The organism is Streptosporangium carneum, assembly GCF_027922005.1.
Lineage (GTDB): Bacteria > Actinomycetota > Actinomycetes > Streptosporangiales > Streptosporangiaceae > Streptosporangium > Streptosporangium carneum.
In genome coordinates this window covers 12057-33807 of record NZ_BSEV01000018.1, presented here as the reverse complement: position 1 = coordinate 33807, position 21751 = coordinate 12057, and the positions used below count along the sequence as shown (strand labels likewise).

Here is a 21751-nt window from a genome sequence, read left to right as displayed (position 1 = left end):
GGCGGGGACGCCGTCACCGTCGTGACGACGAGGTGGGCGAGGGCGGCCGGCACTCCGGTGGCGAGGCCCACTCAGTCCTCGTCGTCTTCGTGGTGGTCGAGGTTGATCACGCCGCGCTTCCAGTAGCCGTCGACGTCGATGCGGTCCTTGGGGAGACCGAACTCGCCGCGCAGGTAACGGCGGATGGGCTTGAGCACGCCCGCCTCGCCGCCGACCCAGGCGAATCCCTCACCCTGGGGCCTGCGCACGCCGCGGATGGCCTTCTCCAGCAGGTCGCCGGTGCCCGGCTCGGCGTCGCCGCGGTACAGCCAGGTCAGGCTGACGTCGGCGGCACTGCTGATCTGCTGCTCCTCCCGGGCGTCGGCCACCTCGACGAACGCGAACACCTTGGCTCCGCTCGGCAGCGCCTCGAGCCAGCGGGCGAGGGCGGGCAGGGCGGTCTCGTCCGCGCCCAGCAGGTACCAGTCGTGGTGGAGCGGCACCATGACCGAGCCGCGGGGACCGATCACCCCGAGCCGCATGCCGGGGGCCGCCCTGTCCGCCCAGGTCGAGCCGGGACCGTGGCCGTGGACGACCATGTCGACGTCGATCTCCAACGCCTCGGGGCGGTGGTGGCGGATGGTGTAGTCGCGGAAGATCGGCCTGGGCGAGCCCGGCGGCGGCGGTTCGAGGCCGTCGGGGCCGAGCCTGGGCATCACCGGCAGGTCGGCGCCGGGCTCGGGGAAGCAGAGCTTGACGTGGTCGGCGGGCGCGGCCTCCTGGAAGTCCTCCAGGTCGGGGCCCGTCAGGGTGACCCGGACGGTGGTCGGGGTGATCCGCTGGACCCGGCTGACCTCCAGCAGCCGTGGTTTGAGGGGGTACTCGACGATCGTGACTTCAGACATCGTGGATCCTTAGGCGAGCTTGGCGAGGATGGCTTCGATCTGGCTGACAATCTCCAGAACGCCCTTGTAGCTGTACTGGTAGCCGTACTTGATCGGGTGGACGTGCCCCTCCTTCGCGGCGGGGAGCAGTTTCCAGGAGCCCTGGTCGAGCAGCTTCTGGGTGGCGGGGTCGACGCCGCCGTCGGGTTGCGCGCCGTACAGGACGACGGTGGTGTCCTCCAGCTGGGAGACCTGCTCGAAGGAGAGCCGCACGCCGCGGTTGGCGCGCTCGGCGGTCGCGACCTTGGAGAACTTCAGCCCGGCCTCCTCCATGAACAGGCCGGGCCAGGAGACCGGGGAGTTCGCGACGAAGCCCTCGGGGCCGCCCTCGACGTAGTCCCACGTGGTCTTCGCCAGGACGGCGGAGTACTTCGACTTGATGTCGGCGATCTTCGCCTGGTACTCGGCGATCTTCCCGGCCATCGCGTCCGCCTTGCCCAGCGCCCCGGCGATCTCGGGAAGGGCCTTGCGGACCTCCGCGGGGTTCTCCGTCACGAAGAAGACGGTCGGGGCGATGGCGCTGAGCTTGTCGTAGCCGAAGTCCTCGGCCCTGCGCTGGGTGCTGATGATGAGGTCGGGCTGGAGCTGGGCGAGCTGCTCGTAGTTGATCGACGTCTCGTCGGCGCCGACGACGGGGATGGCCTTGACCTTCGCCCAGTCCTCAGGGGAGTAGTCGCCCTCCCATTCCTGGAGGATCGCGACGGGGGTGATGCCCAGCTCGAGCACGGCCGCGGTCGTGTTGAGCAGCGAGACGACCTTCTTCGGCTCCGCGGGGACCGTGACCGGCCCGTTGGCGGTCTCGACGACCCGCGTGGCGGCCGCCTGGGAGGGGTCGGCCGCCGCGGGCTTCTCCGGTGAGGAGGAGCCGCACGCACCGGTGAGGGCCACCAGTGCGGCTGTGACGAGGCCGAGAACGGCCCTGCTGAGATGCATCCCGCGTCTCCTGGATCATTAAAAGTTAGGTAAGGCAAACCTAAGTAAAGAGATAGGAGTTTGTCACGTCAAGTGCGTCTCACAGTTCGTCGACCTCACCGTGACTCCAGTAGCCGGCGAACTCCACGTCCTCCTTGGCGAAGCCGCGTTCGCCCACCAGGTGCCTGCGCACGGCCTTGACGGCCGCGGACTCCGCGGCCACCCAGGCGTATCCCCTGCCCTTGGGGAAGACCGCCCGCCGCACCGCTTCGGGCAGCAGGTCCGTGCCTCCGGCGGGCCTGCCGTCCCGGTGGAGCCAGGTAAGGGTGAGCTCACCCGCGCTGCGCAGCGGTTGCCGTTCCGCGGCGTCGGCGATCTCGGCGAAGACCATGACGGGCAGACCCTCGGGCAGCGACTCCAGGATCGCGCCGATCGCGGGCAGCCCCGTCTCGTCGCCGACGAGCAGCACCCAGTCGTCCTTCGGCAGCGGCAGGTAGGTGCCGACGGGACCGTAGATCCCGACGACGTCGCCGGGGCGGGCGTTGAGCGCGAACCTCGACCCCGGCCCCTCGTCGCCGTGCAGGACGAAGTCGACGTCCACCTCGCCGGGGCGGATCTCCCTGATCGTGTAGAGCCGCATGTCGGGCCGTCGCTCCGGCGGCACGGCCCGCAGCCGCCGGTACCAGTCGGGGCCGATCGGCACGACGGGACCGTCCGTGCGCCCGCGGGGAAAGAAGATCTTGAAATGCTGGTCGGGCAGGTCCGGGACGAAGCCGTCCAGCGCGAAGGTGATCCGCGTCATCCGCGGCGTGACGGACGCGACGCGGACCACCTCCACGCGGGGGAACTGCCAGGCCTCGGGTTCCCGCTCGTCGACGAGGTCTGGGTGGGGGCGCCGGACACTGGACATGGACGACTCCGATCAGTTCTCGTGCCGGGTGTCGAGCACGCCCGCGCGCAGCCCGACCAGGCGCGGCAGGAGCTCGATGGTCGCCGGGCGGTGGGCGATGACGATGAGCGTGCGGCCCTCGCGCAACCGGGCGAGCGCGGTCTCCAGGTCGCGCGCGGTGACCGGGTCGATGTCGGCGGTGGCCTCGTCGAGGATGAGCACGGCCGGATCCGCGAGCACGGCCCTGACCAGCCCGAGGATCTGCCGCTCCCCCGCCGACAGGTCGTCGGCCGGGGTGTCCAGCCCCTGGGGCAGGGCGGCGGCGAACGCGGTGATGCCGAGCGCCTCGAACGCGGCCTCCATCTCGTCCCGTCCCGGCTCCCCGGGGGCGAGGGCCAGGTTGTCGGCGACCGAGCCCGACACCATGTGCACCTCCTGCGGGATCAGCGCGATCCGCCTGCGCACCTCCTCCCGCGAGGCCTCCCGGAGGTCGACGCCGCCGAAGGTGACCCGCCCCGAGTCGGGCGGGTAGAGGCCGCCGAGGATCTTGGACAGGGTCGTCTTGCCCGAACCGGTCTCTCCGACGAGCCCCGCGTGGGCCTCCTCGGAGAAGCGCACCGACACCCCGCGCAGGACCTCGGTGTCGCGTTCGTAGCGGAAGGTGACGTCCTGCGCCAGCAGCTCTCCCCTGGCGGGAAGCGGCAGGACGCCGTCCGGCTCGGGGGCGCCGGCCGACAGCAGGTCGAGCAGGCGGGCCAGCCCCGCCCGCACGGTCTGGATCTCGCCCGCCAGCTGGGACAGGTCGCCGAAACCCTCGAACAGGTTCCTGCCCGCCAGCACGAACACGACGACGGTCGCGACGCTCAGCCGCCCCTCCGCGGCGAGCCACGCGCCGAAGACGAGCAGCACGGCCATCGCCGCCCCCTCGACGAGGGTGATCGCGCCGATCCGGTTCTCCACCAGGACCGTGCGCCGCTGGGTGGTGAGCGTGGCGAGGTTGTCCCGGTCGAACCGCTCCATCCACGCCGGCAGGCCGCCGACCGCGCGCAGCTCCTCGCGGACGTCGAGGGTCTCGGCGAAGGTCCCGGCCATGGTGGCCTCCGCCCCGGCGTGGGCGCCGAAGGCGGGCCCCGCGCCCCGGGCGAACCAGCGGGTGATCAACAGCGCGGGCGGCAGGAACACCGCGACGACCACGAGGGTGAGCGGCCACGAGTAGCCCAGCAGCATGACGATCGTGAAGGCGAGGGTGGCGGTGACGCCCAGCAGGTTCGGCAGCGCCTCGCGGACGAACATCGCGAGCTCGGCGATCTCCCCGGTCGCGCGCTGGAGCAGCGAGCCGCCACGGTGCGCCTCGAGGAAACGCAGCGGCGCCTCGGCCAGCCGTTCCGCGGCGCGCTCGCGCAGGCCTCGGACGACGTTCTCGCCCGCGACCGCGAGCGTGCTCGCGGCGAACCTGGCCAGCAACGCCTGCGCCACGACCAGGGCGGCCAGCAGCGCGACCGCCGTGAGCAGCCTGTCGCGGTCGCCGGCGACCAGCGCCTCGACGGCCAGGCCGATGAGCGGCGCGAGGGCCACGAGCGCGGCGCTCTCGGCGAGGCTGAGCAGGAGCGCGGCCAGCAGCCGCCCCGAGTGGGGCCGCATGTAAGGCCAGGCGCGGCGCAGCAGCCGCTCGTGCGACGGCTCGTCCGACAGCAGGAGGACCTCAGCCATGGGAGACCTCCACGCCGGTCAGATCGAGCACGCGGTCGGCGGCGTCCGCGACGGCGGCCCTGTGGGTCACGAAGACGACGGCGGTCTCCGGCGACCACCGGCGCAGCCGGTCGAGGACGTGCCTCTCCGTGGTCTCGTCGAGCGCCGAGGTGACGTCGTCGAGGAGCAGCACGGCGGGGCGGCCGAGAAGCGCCCGGGCGAGCGCGAGCCGCTTCACCTGACCGCCGGACAGGGCTCCGCCGCGCTCCCCCGCCTCCGCGTCGAGAGGGAGGTCGATCGCGGCCGCGTGGCAGGCGGCGCGCAGCTCGTCGTCGTCCAGGTCCCGGCCGAGACGCAGGTTGTCGGCGAGGGTGCCGGACACCAGGACCGGCCGCTGCGGCACCAGGACGAGGCGGCGGGCCACCTCGTCGCAGGCGGCCGCGCGCAGGTCGGTCCCGCCGTACGACACGGTTCCCTCGGACGGGTCGGCGCGGCGGCACAGCAGCCGCAGCAGCGTGGACTTGCCTGAGCCGCTCGGCCCGACGACGGCGAGCACCTCGCCCGGCCGCACCGAGAGGGACACGGGTCCGAGCACGCGCCGCTCTCCGCGCAGGACCGTCACGTCCTCGCAGACGAGCGTGCCGTGCCCGGGCAGCGGGACGGGGTCGGCCGGGTCGGCCGTCGCGGGGCGCAGCGCGAGGATCTCCCCGATCCTGCGGGCCGCGACGACGGCCTGGCCCCGGTCGGCGAACCGCTCGACGGCGACGCCGACGGCCAGCGTGAGCGTGACCATCCACGAGGTGAACGCGACGAGACCGCCGACCGTGAGGTCGCCGGACAGCACCGCGAGACCGCCGAACCCGATTCCCGCGACCACCGCGAGCCTCGGGATCATCGGCCCGAGCGCCGACCAGGTCGCCGAGATCCCGGCGGCCCGCGTCGTCGCCCTGGCCACCCGGGCGCTGTGCGCGTGGTGACGCCCCAGCAGGACGTCCGCGCCGCCGAGGCCGCGCAGCGCGCCGCCCGCGGTCAGCAGGTCGGCGACGGCGTCGGCACGGGCGGCGTGCGCGTCGGACAGCTCGGCGAGCGCGGGCTCGAACCTGCGCGGGAACAGCACGTTGACCAGGACGAGCGGCGGGAGCATCGCCAGCGTCACGTAGAGCAGCACGGGCTCGAGCACGGCGAGCGTGGGCAGGACGAACGCGAACGTGGTGGCGATGACCGCCCACGTGGTCAGCCCGTGCACCCAGACGCGCACCAGGTCGACGTCCCTGGTGGCGCGCATGGCGAGGTCGCCCCGGCCGCCGGATCCTGCGAGGTCGTCGTCGCCGAGCGCGGCCACGTGCCGGGCGAGACGGTGCCGCAGGCTCACGCCCACCCGGGCGTCCGCCAGGTTCGCCCACCACTGCCAGCCGAGCAGCCCGGCCCATTGGGCGGCGGCCACCGCGAGGACCACCATGGCCCACGAGACGGTGACGCCGACGTCGGCGCGGGAGACGCCGTCGTCGAGGGCCCGCTGGACGCACCACGGGATGGACAGCAGGGCGATCTGCCGGACGACGGCCGCCGTCACGGCGGCGGCCAGCGTGCGCCACTGCGCCAGAAGGCACTGGCGCAGCAGCGACGCGGGCCGCGGGGAAGAGGGCGATCCGCGGCCGGCGGCGCCCGTGGAGGGAGCGGGGGCGGAAGCGGGCAAGCTCAGCCGCCCATCTCGGTGACGAGGCTCAGCGGCCGCATGTCGGTCCAGTTCTCCTCCACGTACGCCAGGCAGTCGGCGCGCGAGGCCGGGCCGTGGACGCTCTCCCAGCCGCCGGGCACGTCGGCGAAGGCGGGCCACAGCGAGTGCTGGCCCTCGGCGTTCACCAGCACCAGGTAGGAGGCGTCGGCGTCTTCGAAGGGGTTGGTCATCGGGGGTTCTCCTCGGATGCGTCGGTCAGGACGGCGGCGAGCGCTCGGTCGACGATGGGGCCGATCACGGTGAGCGCCCTGGGGGTGAGCAGTTCGGCGTGGGTGAAGTCGACGTCGTGGTTGACGATCGCCCCGTCGACGTGGCTCGCCCACTGGAGGTGGTCACCGGTCTCCACCCGGTCCTTCATCGCCGTGACGACGAGCAGGTCGCCGTCGTAGCGGGCGTAGTCGGCGCCGAGCAGCAGGCCCATGCAGGCGCGGTGGACGGTCGCGATGGCCCGTACGGTCGCGTCGTCGAAGTCGGCGAGCACGCCCGCCGACTCGCGCAGCCCCTGCAGGAACTCCTCGGTCTCAGCCCTGCTGAGCTCGTCGAGCTCCTCCGGGGTGCGTGCCGCCTCGTCCTCGGCGTCCATCGGGAAGGTGTCGAGCACGCCGAGGAAGGCGACCTCCTCGCCGCGCTCGCGCAGGGCCGTCGCGATCGCGTAGGCGACCTGCCCGCCGAAGGACCAGCCGAACAGGTGGTACGGCCCCGCGGGCTGCACGGCGGCGATCCGGTCCGCGTAGGCCCGGCCGAGGTCGCGGAGACTGGCAGGGCTGAAGTCCTCCCCGGACAGCTGCGGCGCCTGGATGCCGTACAGGGGCCTGCGCTGGTCCAGGTGCGGCAGCAGCCCGCCGTACAGCCAGGCGAACCCGGCGGGCGGGTGCGCGCAGAACAGCGGCGGCAGGTCGCCACCCGCCCGCAGCGGCAGGATCACGTCGAACCCGCCCGGAGCGCCGCCCGCCAGGTGCGCCGCCAGCTCGGCCGGGGTCGGGCTGGCCATGACGGCGGCCAGCTTGAGGGGCGTCCCGAGCTCGGCCCTGACCCGGGCGGCCAGCCGCATGGCGAGCAGCGAGTGTCCGCCGAGTTCGAAGAAGCTGTCGTCGATCCCGACCCTGGGCAGGCCGAGCACCTCGGCGAAGACCCGGCACAGCGCGGCCTCGCGCTCGTCGCGCGGCTCGCGGGACGACACGGCCGCCGCGAAGTCCGGCGCGGGAAGCGCGCGCCGGTCGAGCTTGCCGTTGATGGTCAGCGGCAGCGCCTCCAGCGGGACGAAGGCCGAGGGGACCATGTAGTGGGGCAGCCGCTCCCGCAGCGCCGCGGCCAGGTCGCCGGGGCCGTCCCCCGAGGGCACGACGTAGGCGACCAGGCGGGTGACCGGTCCCGGCTGGGCGACGACCGCGACCTGGCCGACGCCCGGCTCCGCGGCCAGCACGGCCTCGATCTCGCCGAGCTCGACCCGGAACCCGCGGATCTTCACCTGGTCGTCGGCCCTGCCGAGGAAGTCGAGGTTGCCGTCGCCGCGCCACCGCACGACGTCACCGGTGCGGTACATCCGCTCGCCCTGCTGGAACGGGTCGGCGACGAAGCGTTCCGCGGTGAGGCCGGGGCGGTCGAGGTAGCCGCGGGCCAGCCCGATCCCGGAGACGTACAGCTCGCCCGCGACGCCGACGGGCACCGGGCGGAGCCGGTCGTCGAGCACGTAGACGCGGGTGTTCCAGATCGGGCTGCCGATGATCGGGGTGACGCTGTCACGGGTCCCGCCGCCGAGCGTGTTGATGGTGTACTCGGTCGGCCCGTACAGGTTGTAGCCGAGGGTCCCCTCCGTGGTCCGCAGCGTCTCCCACAGGGCGTGGCCGACGGCCTCGCCGCCGAGCAGCACGAGCGGCGGCACGTGCCCCTCCAGCAGCCCGTGGTCGACGAGCTGCTGGCCGTAGGACGGGGTCACGTTGACGACGTCGATGAGGTGTTCGGCGCAGTAGGCGGTGAGCGCCTGCGCGTCGCGCCGCATCTCCTCGTCGAGGACGTGCACCTCGTGCCCCTCGACCAGCCAGAGCAGCTCCTCCCAGGACATGTCGAACGAGAACGACACGGTGTGCGCGATCCGCAGCCTGCGCCCCGCCTCCGCCACGACCGGGTCGAAGATCTCCGCCCGGTGGTTGAACTGCATGTTGGTGAGCCCGGCGTACGGGACGACGACGCCCTTCGGCCGCCCGGTCGAACCGGAGGTGTAGATCACGTAGGCCGGGTGGCTCAGCGGGAAGTCGAGCCCGAGGTCGTCGCCGGGCAGGTCGTCCAGGTCGCGCAGCTCGTCCGGGGTGAGCACGCACACCGGACGGGCGTCGGCGATCATGTGCTCGATCCGGTCCGCGGGGTAGTCGAGGTCGAGCGGCAGGTAGGCGGCGCCGGTCTTGAGCACCGCGAACAGCGCGGCGACCATGTCGGCCGAGCGCGGCAGCGCGAGCCCGACGATCCGCTCGGGCCCCGCGCCCCTTCCGGCGAGCATCCTGGCGATGCGGTTGGCGCGGGCGTTCAGCTCCGCGTAGGTGTGGCGCAGCTCGCCGAAGACCAGGGCGACCTCGTCCGGCGTGCGGGCCGCCTGCTCCTCCAGCAGCCGGGCCACGGTCTTGTCCGGCAGCGGGTGCGAGGTGTCGTTCCAGTCCTGGAGCACCTGCCGCCGCTCGTCGGGGCCGAGCGGGTCGAGGCGGCCGACGGGTGCCGCCACGTCGTCGGCGATCTGCTCGAGCAGCCTGACGAACCGGGCCAGCATCGCCTCCGCGAGCGGCCGGTCGAACACGTCGGGACGGTAGGCCAGGGACACCTTGAGCCGTTCGTCCGGGGTGACGACGAGGGTCAGCGGGTAGTGGGTGCCGTCGACGCTGTCCATCTCGGCGATGCCGTACGACTCGGTGATCCTGAGCCGCTCGTCCTCGTCGTCGCCGAAGTTGCGCAGCACGTACAGGGTGTCGAAGAGCTGGCCGAGACCGGCCGCCCGCTGGATCTCGCCCAGGCCGAGATGCTCGTGCGCGAGCACGGCCGAGCGGTCGCGCTGGAGGCGGGTGAGCAGGTCGAGCAGCGTCTCCTCCGGGTCCACCGTGACCCGCACGGGGACGGTGTTGAGGAACAGGCCGATGGTCGACTCGACGCCGGGCACCTCGGCGGGCCGTCCGGAGACGGTGCTGCCGAACACGACGTCCGAACGCCCCGTGACCCCGGCGAGGACCATTCCCCACGCGGCGGTGAGCAGCGTGTTGAGCGTGAGCCTGTGCCGTCTGGCCTGGGCGGTGAGCGCCGGTCCGAACCCGTCCGGCAGCTCGGCCATGACGGCGTCCGGGATGACCGGGGTCAGCTCGCCGCCGCCCTGGCCCAGCAGCGTCGGCTCGGCCAGCCCGGCCAGGGCCTGCCGCCACGCCGCGAAGGCGGCGTCCGCGTCCTGCCGCGACAGCCACGCCAGGTAGTCCCGGTACGGGGTCACCCTGGCGGGCTCGCGCCCGTCGTAGACGTCGAACAGCTCGCGCAGGAACAGGCCCTCCGACCAGCCGTCCCACAGGATGTGGTGGTGGATCATGATGAGCAGGTGGTGGTCGTCGGCCAGCTTGACCAGCGTGAACCGGACGAGCGGCGGCCTGGCCAGGTCGAAGCGCCGGGCGCGGTCCTCGGCGAGGATCCGCGCGACCGTGGCCCGCTGCGCGGGGTCGGCGAGGAAGCCGAGGTCGACGCCCTCGACCGGGACCTCCTCCGCGACGGGCTGTCCGGCGACGGCGGTCAGGTCGATCTCGGTCAGCGGCAGCTCCGCCTCCCCGGGAACGAACTGGACGGCGCGGTCGAGGCCGTCGTGCCGGAACCCGGCGCGCAGGTTGGGGTGCCGGTCGGCGATCCGCCGCCAGGCCTCGCGCAGCCGGTCGGCGTCCATCGGGCGGCGCAGTTCGAGGAAGTTCTGCACCGTGTAGACGTCGAGCGCGCCCTCGTCGACGCTGGCGTGGAAGAGCAGGCCCTCCTGCAGCGGCGCCAGCGGCAGCACGTCGACCGTCCCCGGGGGCAGGTCGTCGATCTGCTCCTGGGTGAGCGAGACGAGCGGCAGGTCGCCCGGGGTCAGGACGCCGGCCAGGACGTCCGGGTCCGCCAGCGCGGCGAGCACGGCGGTCCACCGCTCCGCGAGGCCGGCCAGGCCGTCGCCGTCGAGGACGGTCGAGGTCCAGGTGACCCGCAGCCGCGGCCCGTCGGCCCTGTCCTGGGTGACGGCGTCGATCTCCAGCCCGTACGGTGAGACGCCGGAGCCGAGCTCGGGGAGCTCCTCCGCGGCGATCTCCCAGTCCTCGGCCCTGCCGACGCCGAACCGGCCCAGGTAGTTGAACAGGATCTCGGGGCGGGGCGACGAGGCGAGCACGGCCGCCGTCTGCGCGTTGAGGTGGCGGAGCAGGCCGTATCCGAGGCCTCCGTCCGGCACCGCCCTGAGCTGCTCCCTGATCCGCTTGAACGCCGCGACCGCGTCTCCCCTGCCGGGGTCGAGGCGCACCGGGTGGACGGCGGTGAGCCAGCCGACGGTCCGCGACAGGTCGAGCTCGGAGTGCTCGCGCCCGTGTCCCTCAAGGTCGACCAGCACGGGACCGTCCGTCCGCAGGGCGTGGGCGAGCGCGGTGAGCAGCAGCGCGTTCATTCCGCCCCGCGCGGCCAGCAGGCCGCGGGTGAGCTCGGCGTCCAGTGTCGTCTCGTGCACGGCGGGCGTCCCCGAGGACGGCAGGCGTCGTCCGCCGAGCCCGGACGCGCCGGGGGCGAGGGTGGCGAGCCAGTGGTCGAGCTCGGCCAGCCGGTGGGGGGCCTGCGCCTCCTCCGCGAGCCTCCGCGACCAGCGGCGCAGGGAGACCGGGACGGGGGCGAGGTCGCGTCCTTCGATCGCGTCCGCCAGGTCGGGCAGCAGGAACCGCCAGGACACGCCGTCCACGACGAGGTGGTGGGCGACGACGAGCAGACGCCCCGGCTCCTGGCCGAGGTCGAACCAGACGGCCTGGAGGACCGCTCCCCTCGCGGGGTCGAGCCGGTCGACGGCGGCGCGGTACTCGGCGTCGAGGTCGGCCATGGACGTGACCCTGCGCACCTCGACGGCGGCGTCCGCGGGCGTCTCGGCGGTGACCTCCGCCGACCAGACGGCCGGATGCGGCCTGTCCAGTCGGAGCCGCAGGGCGTCGTGGCGGCGTCTGAGGGCGTCGAAGGCGGCGGTGATCCGGTCCTGGCCGAGTCCTGCGGGCACCTGGAGCAGCCGGGCCTGGTGCACGCCCTCGACACCGGCGCCCTGCTCGCGGAGCCAGTGCATGACCGGCAGCAGCGGCAGCGGTCCGCCCGCCTCCTCCGCGGCGTCGACGGCGACGTCCGCCTGGGGGGTCTCCGCCCTGGCGACCGCCGCGAGACCGGCGACGGTGGGGTGCTCGAAGACGTCCTTCGCGGCGATCGTCAGCCCGGCGGCGCGCGCCCTGGCGACCAGGGTGATGGACATGATGCTGTCGCCGCCGAGGCCGAAGAAGTCCTCGTCCGGGTCGACCGCGTCGAGGCCGAGCACCTCGGCGAAGGCGGCGGCCAGGGTCTCCTCCCTGGACGTTCCCCGCCTGGCCGCGCCCGTGGCGGTGGGGGACGCGGCGGGGGCGGGCAGCGCGCGCCGGTCGAGCTTGCCGTTGACCGACAGCGGCAGCGCGTCGATCGGCACGATCACGGACGGCACCAGCTGCCCGGGAAGCCGGGCCGCCAGCTCGGACCGCAGGACGGCCGGGTCGAGCGGCGCTTCCGCGCCGTCGCCTCCGCCTCGGGGCGAGCCGACGACGTAACCGATCAGGCGGCCTTCGACGGCCGCGGCGGCCGCCTGCCGCACACCGGGCAGGGCGTGCAGGGCGGCCTCGACCTCGCCGAGTTCGATCCGGTGCCCGCGGATCTTGACCTGGTCGTCGGTGCGGCCGAGGAACTCCAGCGTGCCGTCGGCCCGCCAGCGCGCCAGGTCGCCGGTGCGGTACATCCGCTCGCCGGTCCTGAACGGGTCGGCGACGAAGCGTTCGGCGGTCAGGCCGGGACGGTTCAGGTAACCGCGGGCGAGCTGGTCCCCGGCCAGGTAGAGCTCGCCGGGCACGCCGATCGGCACCGGCCTCAGCGCGGCGTCGAGCACGTGCGTCCTGGTGTTCCACACGGGGCGGCCGATCGGGACCGTCGCCGTGCCGGGGTCGCCGGCGTACTCCTGGCAGGTGACGTCCACGGCGGCCTCGGTGGGGCCGTACAGGTTGTGCAGCGGCACGTCGAGCAGGTCGCGGAAGGCCGCGGCGAGGTCGGCGGGCAGCGCCTCGCCGGAGCAGACGACGTGGCGCAGGCTCGTGCAGCCGGGCACGCCGGGGTCGGTGAGGAAGGCGCGCAGCATGGACGGCACGAAGTGCGCGACCGTGACGGACCGCTCCCGGACGAGCCGGGTGAGGAGGGCGGGGTCGCGGTGGTCGCCGGGCCTGGCCAGGACCACGGCCGCGCCCTCGCACAGCGCCCAGAACAGCTCCCACACCGACACGTCGAATCCGGCGGGGGTCTTCTGCAGCACCCGGTCGGCGGCGGTGAGGCCGTACTCGGCCTGCATCCAGGCGAGGCGGTTGACGATCGCCCTGTGCTCGACCGCGACGCCCTTGGGACGCCCGGTCGAGCCCGAGGTGTAGATGACGTACGCGGGGTGACCCGGCGCCGAGGCGTCGGGGAAGGGCCGGTCGTCGCCTGCCCCGCTGACGACCCGGCTGACGTCCTCGGCGGACAGGAGGCGGACCGGGCGGGCGTCGGCGAGCATGAGCTCACGCCGCTCGGCCGGATGGTCGGGGTCGATCGGCAGGTACGCCGCGCCCGTCTTGAGCACGGCCAGCAGGGCGACCATCAGCTCCGCCGACCGGGGCGCGGAGATCGCGACGATCGTCTCCGGGCCCGCTCCGTCCTCCGCCAGCGTCCAGGCGAGCCGGTCGGCCCGCCGTTCCAGCTCCGCGTACGTCAGCTCGGTCCATGTCAGGCCGTCGGAGCCCGGGGCGACGACGGCGGGGGCGTCGGGGGTGCGCCGGGCCCGCGCCCCGATGAGACGGCTGAGCGTGCCCGCCGCCACCTCGTGACCGGTCGCGTTCCACGTGCCGGTGAGGAGCTCGCGTTCCGCGGGGGACAGCACGTCCACGGCCCCGGCCGTCAGCTCGGGGTCCGCGAGGACCTGGCGCAGCACGTGGACGAGGCGCTCGGCGAGCAGGCCCGCCGTGGCGTCGTCGAACAGGTCGCGGGCGTAGATCACCGACAGGTGGGTGCGGTCTCCGTCGTCGACGGCGTTGAAGGCGAGGTCGAAGCGCGCGTGGACGCTGGTGTCCGGTTCGAGCTCGCCGAGGCCGTGGGCGGCCGCGGCCCGGTGGTACTGGGTCATGACCTGGAACAGCGGGTGCCTGGCGAGCGAACGGGCAGGGGCGACGATGTCGACGAGCCGCTCGAACGGCAGCTCCTGGTGGGCGAGCGCGGCCAGCTCGGTCTCCCTGACGCGCTCGAGCAACGTGCCGAAGGACGGGTTCCCCGACAGGTCGGCGCGCAACACGAGCGTGTTGACGAACAGGCCCATGACGTCGTCGAGGGCTTCGTCCTGGCGGCCCGCGACGGGGACGCCGAGCGGGATGTCGGTTCCGCCGCCGAGCCTGCCGAGCAGGAGGGCGACGGCGGCCTGCAGGACCATGAAGGGCGTGACGCCGGCCCGCCTGGCGAGCGCCGCGATCCCCAGGTGGACGTCCTCGGGAAGCTCGCGCCTGACGGTGCCGCCCCGGTGGGTGGGGGTGTGCGGCCTGGGCCGGTCGTACGGCAGCGCCAGCTCGTCGGGGATCCCGGCCAGCGCGTCCCGCCAGTGACGCTCGGCCTCCTCGGTCGGAACGGCCTGCTGCCAGAGCGTGTAGTCGGCGTACTGGAGCGGGGGCTCCTCCCAGAGCGGCGGACGCCCGGACAGCCTGGCGTCGTAGGCGGTGGCCAGGTCGCGCAGGAACACGCCCTCCGACCACTGGTCGCTCGCGATGTGGTGGAAGACGGCGGACAGGACGAGCCCGCCGTCGTCGAGGGTGAACAGCGTCCCGCGCAGCGGCGGTTCGGCGGGGAGGTCGAAGCCGTGGGCCTCGGCCTCCGCCAGGTCGGCGGCGAGCCGCTCCCCGGTGCTGCCCGCGGTCACGAGCGGCGGGTCCTGGTCGAGGATCCGCTGGTACGGCGTGCCGTCCACGTCGGGGTAGGCGGTGCGGAGGATCTCGTGCCTGGCCGCGACGTCGTGCCAGGCGGCGCGCAGCGCGGCGGCGTCGGTCCCGGCGTCCAGGTGGAGACGGAAGGGGATGTTGTAGACGGGGCTTGGGCCTTCCAGATGGTGGAGGAACCACAGCCGCCGTTGCGCGGCCGACAGCGGCGTCCGCTCCGGGCGTTCGGCGCGGGTGAGCGGCACGCGCCCGGTCCTGCCGAGCCTGGGCATCAGCCTGGCGACGGTCCTGGCCTCGAACAGGTCCCTGATCGCCAGTTCCGCGCCGAGCGCGCGCCGGATGCGGTTGACGGCGCGGGCCGCGAGGAGCGAGTGCCCGCCGAGGCCGAAGAAGTCGTCGTCCACGCCGACGGCGGGCACGTCGAGCAGGTCGGCCAGCACGCCTGCGACGATCTCCTCCCGCTCGTCCCGGGCGGCGCGTCCCGCCGTCCCGCCCGTCCCCGGGGCGGGGAGGGCGGCGCGGTCGAGCTTGCCGTGGACGTTCATCGGCAGCGCGTCGAGCGTGACGACCGCGGGAACCATGTACGAGGGCAGGCCGAGCGCCTCGGCGTCGACCGGTCCCTCGGCCACGACGTAGGCGACGAGCCGGTCGTCCCTGACGATCACCGCGGCGCGGGAGACGTGCGGCTGCGCGGTGAGCGCGGCCTCGACCTCGCCGAGCTCGATCCGGTAGCCGCGCACCTTCACCTGGTCGTCGGTGCGGCCGAGGAACTCCAGCGTGCCGTCGGCCCGCCAGCGGGCCAGGTCGCCGGTGCGGTACATCCGCTCGCCGTGCTGGAACGGGTCGGCGGTGAACCGCTCGGCCGTCAGGCCGGGACGGTTCAGGTAGCCGCGGGCCAGGCCGGTTCCGGCGATGTACAGCTCGCCCGCGGTGCCGGGGGGCACGGGCCGCAGCCCGCGGTCGAGCACGTAGACGCGGGTGTTGGCGATGGGCCGCCCGACGACCGGGGTCGGGCTCTCGTCGAGGGCCGCGCCGAGCGTGTCGACGGTGTCCTCCGTCGGCCCGTAGTAGTTGTGCGTGATCACGCCGGGCGTCTCGCGGAAGCGGCGCCACAGCGCGTCGGGGACGGCCTCGCCGCCGAGGAGCACGAGCACGGGCAGGTGCGGCCCTTCGAGCAGGCCGCAGTCGACGAGCTGCTCGGCGAAGGTCGGGGTGACGTCGAGGGTGTCGATCCGCCGTTCGGCCGCCAGGGCGACGGTCGCCTCCGCGTCGCGCCTGGTCTCCTCGTCGAAGACGTGCAGTTCGTGGCCGCACAGCAGCCACAGCAGCTGCTCCCAGGAGGAGTCGAAGGAGAAGGAGGCGGTGTGCGCGGCGCGCAGCCGCCGCCCGCCCGCCGCCTCGACCGCCCGGGCGAAGACGGTGTCGCGGTGGTCGCGGTAGAGGTTCGTCAGGCCCTCGTGCGCGATCTGCACGCCCTTCGGGCGTCCCGTCGAGCCGGAGGTGTAGATGACGACGGCCTGCTGCCGGGGATCCCGCGTGACGACGGGGTCGGTCTCCGGGCCGCCGTCGGCGTCCGGGAGCTTGGTGAGGACGAGCACGGGCCTGGCGTCGGCGAGCATGAGCTGCCGCCGTTCCTCGGGGTAGTCGAGGTCGATCGGCAGGTACGCCGCGCCCGTCTTGAGGACGGCGAGCAGCGCCACGACGAGGTCGGCGGATCGGGGCAGCGCGAGCGCCACCAGCGTCTCCGGGCCCGCGCCGAGGCCGGTGAGGGCGTGGGCGACCCGGTTGGCGCGCCGGTTCAGCTGGTCGTAGGTGAGGGAGGTCTCGCCGAAGACCACCGCGGTCGCGTCCGGCGTGGCGGCGGCCTGCGCCTCGAACACGTCGACGACGGTCCCCTCGGGGATCTCCGCGCCGGTCGCGATCCAGTCGCCGAGGACCTGCTCCCGTTCCAGCAGCACGTCGATCTCGCCGACCGCGCCTCCCTCGGCGATCTGCTCGAGCACGCGGACGAACCGGGCGGCGACCGCCCCTGCCTCGTCCTCGCCGAACACGTCCGGCCGGTACTCCAGGACGAACCGGGGTCCGCCGCCGTCGGGGCCGAGCACGGGATTGCCCGAGGGCAGCACGAGCAGGGTCATCGGGTAGTGGGTGTAGCCGCGGTTGCCCGCGCCGGTCACCGTCGTCTCCCCGCCCGCGGGCCCCTGGCCGACCGGGTAGTTCTCGAAGACGACCAGCGTGTCGAAGAGCGTGCCGGCTCCGGCGAGGGCCTGGATCTCGGCCAGGCCGAGATACTGGTGCTCCAGCAGCCTGGCCTGCTCCGCCTGGATCCGGGCGAGCGCGGCGGGCGCGGACTCGCGGGGGTTCAGCCGCACCCGCACCGGGACGGTGTTGCTGAACAGGCCGACCATGTTCTCGACGCCGTCGAGGTGGGCGGGGCGGCCGGAGACGGTCGCGCCGAAGGCGACGTCGTCACGCCCGGTGAGCAGGCCGAGCAGGATCGCCCACGCGCCCTGGACGACGGTGTTGAGGGTGAGGCCGTGCCTCCTGGCGAACGCGCCGAGCCTGTCTCCGACGGCGGCGGGCAGTTCGACGGGCACGTCCCTGGGCGTCACCGGGACGCGCGCGGGTTCGGCGCCGCCGACCAGCGTCGGCTCGGTCAGCCCGGCCAGCGCCTCCCGCCACGCCGCGACGTCGGCGTCCCGGTCCCGCCGCCCCAGCCAGGACAGGTAGTCGCGGTACGGCGGAGCGGGCTCGGCCGTGCCGGAGACCAGCTCGCGCACGATGAGCGGGGTGGACCAGCCGTCCGCGACGAGGTGGTGGGCGGTCAGCAGCAGCCGGTGGCGGCCGGGCGCGAGCCGGACGAGCAGGCAGCGCAGCAGCGGCGAGCCGGTGACGTCGAAGCGGTGGGCCAGCTCCGCGCGCTCGACCTCTTCGAGGCGTTCCGGCTCGCCGGTGAGGTCGATCTCCCGCCAGGGCAGGTCGGCCCGCGCCGGGATGACCTGGACGGGCCGGTCGAAGCCCTCGGACAGGAACACCGCGCGCAGGCTGTCGTGCCTGGCGAGCAGCCGCCGCATCCGCTCGCGCAGGCCGTCGACCGGGCCTGTCAGGTCGAGGTGGGTGAGGGAGGTGTAGACGTCGAACTCGTCGAACCCGGCGTGGAAGAGCAGGCCCTCCTGCAGCGGCGACAGCGGCAGCACGTCGGCCGTGCCCGCGGGCAGGCGGTCGACCTCCCGCTGGGTGAGCTCGACGAGCGGCAGGTCGGACGGGGTGAGCGCGTCGGCCGTCTCGGACAGCTCGGCCAGCGCGGCGTCCCAGCGCTCGAGGAGGTCCGTCAGGTCCAGCACGTCGCGCGGCGAGGACCAGTGGACGGCGAGCGAGGGTCCCTCGGGCGTCTCGTGCAGGAAGGCGTTGACCTCCAGCGCGTACGGCGCGGCCATCTCCGGGTCGTCGGCCGCGGTGAAGGCGTCTCCCTGGGCGAAACGGCCGAGGTAGTTGAACAGGATCTGCGGCCCCCGCAGCCCGTCGAGCAGGCCGCGCAGATGGCGCAGGACGCCGTATCCGAGGCCGCCTCCCGGCACCGCCCTGACGGCCTCCTTCACTCGCCTGAGCACGTCGGCCGGGGTGTCCGCGCCGCCGAGCCTGACGCGGACCGGGTGCTCGACGGTGAACCAGCCGACGGTGCGCGACAGGTCGAGTTCGTCGACCAGGTCGCGGCCGTGGCCCTCGGTCTGCACCAGCAGCTCGTCCCTGCCGACGGCGCGGGCCAGGGCGGCGAGCAGCAGCTCGTCCATCCCCGCGCGGCAGCGCGCGGCGGCGGCGAGCAGGGCGGCGGTGCGGTCCGGCGGGAGCGTGACGGAGGTCCGGACGGCGGTGCCGACGGTGTCGCCCGGCCCCGGCACGCGCGCGCCGAGGATCGGGTCGGGGCGGTCGAGCACGCCGGTCCAGTACGGCAGCTCGCCGGACACGTCCAGGCCCGCCACGGTGGTCGCCCAGGTGCGCAGCGAGGTGCCGACCGGCTCGAGCGGACGCCCCTCGAGGGCGGCGCGCAGGTCGGGCAGCAGGATCCGCCAGGACACGCCGTCGACGACGAGGTGGTGGACGGTGACCGTGAGCCGCTCCCCCGTCCGGGTGACGGCGACCATCCGGCCCGCCGCGGGGTCGAGGTCGTCTCCCGCGTCGACGACGTCCGCGGCGCGGACCGCGCCGCGGGGCCGGACGTCGAGGGTCCAGTCGGGGTTGAGGCGGGCGCGGAGCGCGTCGTGGTGGTCGAGCAGGGTCTGCACCGCCTCGTGCAGCCGCCGCTCGTCGAGGTCGGCGGGCACGTCGAGGGTGACCGAGTGGCTGTAGGCGGAGGCCGCCCCGCCGAGGTCGCGCAGCCAGGCGACGATCGGCGTGACCGGGACGAGCCCGACGCCGTCGTCGGCCCGCGCCTGCCGTACGGTCCCTGCGGCGGGGGCCAGTCCCGCGACGGTCTTCAGCTCGAAGACCTGCCGCGGCGTCACGGCGACGCCCGCCTTCCTGGCGCGTCCGCAGACCTGGATGGAGGTGATGCTGTCGCCGCCCAGTTCGAAGAAGTTGTCGTCGATCCCGACCTCGGGGAGGCCGAGGACCTCGGCGAAGATCCCGCAGAGCGTCTCCTCGACGGCGTCGCGCGGCGGGCGGCCCGTGGCGGTGAACTCGGGGGCGGGCAGGGCGCGCCGGTCGAGCTTGCCGTGCTCGGTCAGCGGCAGCTCGCCGAGCACGACGACGGCGGCGGGCACCATGTATCCGGGCAGCCGCGCCGCCAGGACGCCTCGCACCCGGGCGGAGTCGAGGCCCTCGCCGACGACGTAGCCGACCAGCAGGCCGCCCCGCACGGCCGCCACGGCCTGGGTGACTCCCGGCGTGGCCGCCAGGGCGGCCTCGACCTCGCCGAGCTCGACCCGGTGCCCGCGGATCTTGACCTGGTCGTCGGTGCGGCCGAGGAACTCCAACGTGCCGTCGGCCCGCCAGCGCGCCAGGTCGCCGGTGCGGTACATCCGCTCGCCGGTCCTGAACGGGTCGGCGACGAAGCGTTCGGCGGTCAGGCCGGGACGGTTCAGGTAACCGCGGGCCAGCCCGCCGCCCGCGACGTACAGCTCCCCCGCCACGCCCGGCGGCACGGGGGCGAGCCCGGCGTCGAGCACGTACGCGCGCGCGCCGCCGACCGGGCGTCCCACGATCGGCTCCTGGCTGTCGTCCAGCCAGGCCCAGAGGGCGTCGACGGTGAACTCGGTGGGGCCGTACAGGTTGTGCGCGCGGAGGCCGGGGGTCTCGCGCAGCCGCCGCCACAGTGCCGAGGGCACGGCCTCGCCGCCGAGCAGCACGAGGCCGGGGCGTCCCGGCCTGTCGAGCATGTCGGCGTCGGCCAGCTGCAGGCAGAACGACGGGGAGACGTCGATCACGTCGACGCCGGTGAAGGAGGCGGGGTCACGCCGCTCGTGCTCGTCGAAGACGACCAGCTCGTGTCCGGAGACCATCCACAGGAACGGGCCCCAGGCGGAGTCGAACGAGAACGCGTACGAGTGCGCGACCCTGCGGCGGGGCCCGCCGTGCAGGGTGCTCCTGTGGTGCTCCCACAGGTTGGCGAGGGTGGCGTGGGTGACGGCGACCGCCTTCGGCTGCCCGGTCGACCCCGAGGTGTAGAGCACGTAGGCCAGCGACCCGGGGAGCGCGGTCACGCCGGGCGCTCCTTCGGGGCGGGCCGAGGCCTCCGCGAGGGTGTCCGGGGTGACCGTGAGCACCGGGTCGGCGTCGGCGAGCAGGAAGGCCCGCCGCTCGGCGGGCAGGTCCGCGGGGAGCACGAGGTGGGCCGCGCCTGACTTGAGCGCGGCGAGCTGGGCGACGACCATGCCGGCGCCGCGCGGCAGTTCGAGGGCGACGATCCGCTCCGGCGTCGCGCCGCGGTCGACGAGCAGCCCGGCGAGGCGGTCGGACCGGGCGTCCAGCTCGGCGAAGGTGAGGCCCGCCGGGGAGGCGTCGGCGCGGTCCCGCACGGCGACGGCGTCGGGTGTGCGGCGGGCCTGGGCGCGGAACGCCTCGACGAGGGTCGTCCGGGTGACGGGCGTCCCGGTCGCGTTCCAGCCGCCCAGGACGAGGCGACGCTCCTGTGGCGTGATCAGCGGAACGTTCGCGACGGGCGTGTCCGGCGCGTCGGCGAGCGCGGCGGCGAAGGCGAGGAAACGCCGGAGGTGGGCCTGGAGGTCCTCCTCGGCGCACCTGCCCGCGTTGCCGTCCAGTTCGAGGACCAGCACGTCCTCTGGGGTCTTGTAGAAGGAGAACTCCAGGTCGTCGACGGGGCCCGCGGCGAGGTTGCGGGCGACGCCGTCGATTCCGGCGAAGGAGAGGGCGTAGTCGAAGGCCTTGACGTTGACCGAGGGGCCGTACAGTTTGCGCCCCGAGCCGACCAGGTCGAGGTCGCGCTGCAGGTCCTCGCCCCGGTAGTGCTGGTGGGAGCGGGCCGCGGCGATCTCGGCCGCCGCCTGGCGGGTGAGGGCGGTGAGCGTCGGCGCGGTCGCGGGCGCGAGCCTGATCGGCAGGACGTTGACGGCCATGCCGGGCACGCGCATCGTCCCCGCGCCGAGCCGTCCCGCGAACGGCATGCCGAGGACGACGTCGGCGACGCCGGTCATCCGGTGGGTGTAGGCGGCGGTGACGGCGGCCACCACGTCCGCCCACGTCCCGCCTGTCGCCCTGGCGACCCCGAGCAGGGCCTGCCCGGGGATCTCCGCCCGTTCGCGCAGGAAGCCGTACGTCTGCGGGCCCGAGGTCGTCTCCGGGACCTCGGGCCGGTCGGCGAACCTGGCGCGCCACCAGGCGCGGTCCTCCTCCCGTCTGCCCGAGGCCCGGTACTCCGCCTCCTGGCCGAGGATCGCCGACAGCGGGCCGAACGGGCTGTCCCCGTACGGCCTGCCCGCGACGAGCGCCGTGTAGACCTGGGCGATCCGTCCGGCCAGGAGGGTGAAGCTGTAGCCGTCCATGACGATGTGGTGGAAGCGCTGGTACCAGAGGTAGCGCTGGTGCCCCACCTCGTACAGGACCTGGGCGAACAGCGGTCCTCGCAGGACGTCGACCGGGGTGGCGAGGTCCTCCCTCATGGCGCGGAGCGCGTCCTGCGGGTCGCTGCGGACGACGTCGAGGGTCCACGCGGGCCCCTCGCCGAGCACCTGCCACGGACCGTCGGGGCCGTCCACGATCCGCACGTTCAGGGCCTGCGCCTCGCCGATCCCGATCCGCACGGCCCTGCCGAACAGTTCGAGGTCGAGGGGGCCGCACAGCTCGACGTACTGGCCGACGTTGAAGCTCGGGTCGGCGGGGTCGAGGCGCTGGGCGTACCACACGCCCAGCTGGGCACCGGTCAGCGCGAGCACGTCCGCGGGCAAGGGGAACC

7 protein-coding genes are annotated in these 21751 nt (G+C 74.2%); all 7 read right to left on the bottom strand.

Annotated elements, in window-relative coordinates:
* Positions 1-71: 71 nt before the first annotated feature.
* On the bottom strand, positions 72-884 hold the full coding sequence (locus PKF00_RS29970) for a siderophore-interacting protein (RefSeq protein WP_271221030.1): 813 nt from the start codon (positions 882-884) through the stop codon (positions 72-74).
* Between the two features lie 9 nt (positions 885-893).
* Positions 894-1856, bottom strand: coding sequence for an ABC transporter substrate-binding protein (locus tag PKF00_RS29965; RefSeq protein ID WP_271221029.1), 963 nt, complete (start codon positions 1854-1856; stop codon positions 894-896).
* A 79-nt stretch (positions 1857-1935) separates the two neighbouring features.
* Positions 1936-2745, bottom strand: coding sequence for a siderophore-interacting protein (locus PKF00_RS29960; RefSeq protein WP_271221028.1), 810 nt, complete (start codon positions 2743-2745; stop codon positions 1936-1938).
* 12 nt (positions 2746-2757) lie between these two features.
* On the bottom strand, positions 2758-4434 hold the full coding sequence (locus PKF00_RS29955) for an ABC transporter ATP-binding protein (protein WP_271221027.1): 1677 nt from the start codon (positions 4432-4434) through the stop codon (positions 2758-2760).
* Positions 4427-6109, bottom strand: a complete 1683-nt coding sequence (locus PKF00_RS29950; RefSeq protein ID WP_271221026.1) for an ABC transporter ATP-binding protein — start codon at positions 6107-6109, stop codon at positions 4427-4429. Before PKF00_RS29950 ends, PKF00_RS29955 begins: the two co-directional genes overlap by 8 nt.
* 2 nt (positions 6110-6111) lie before the next feature.
* A complete protein-coding gene (locus PKF00_RS29945) occupies positions 6112-6321 on the bottom strand; it encodes an MbtH family protein (RefSeq protein ID WP_271221025.1) in 210 nt (69 codons plus the stop codon).
* Entirely contained in the window at positions 6318-21743 is a 15426-nt protein-coding gene (locus tag PKF00_RS29940) for a non-ribosomal peptide synthetase (protein ID WP_271221024.1), read from the bottom strand. Before PKF00_RS29940 ends, PKF00_RS29945 begins: the two co-directional genes overlap by 4 nt.
* Positions 21744-21751: the final 8 nt, after the last annotated feature.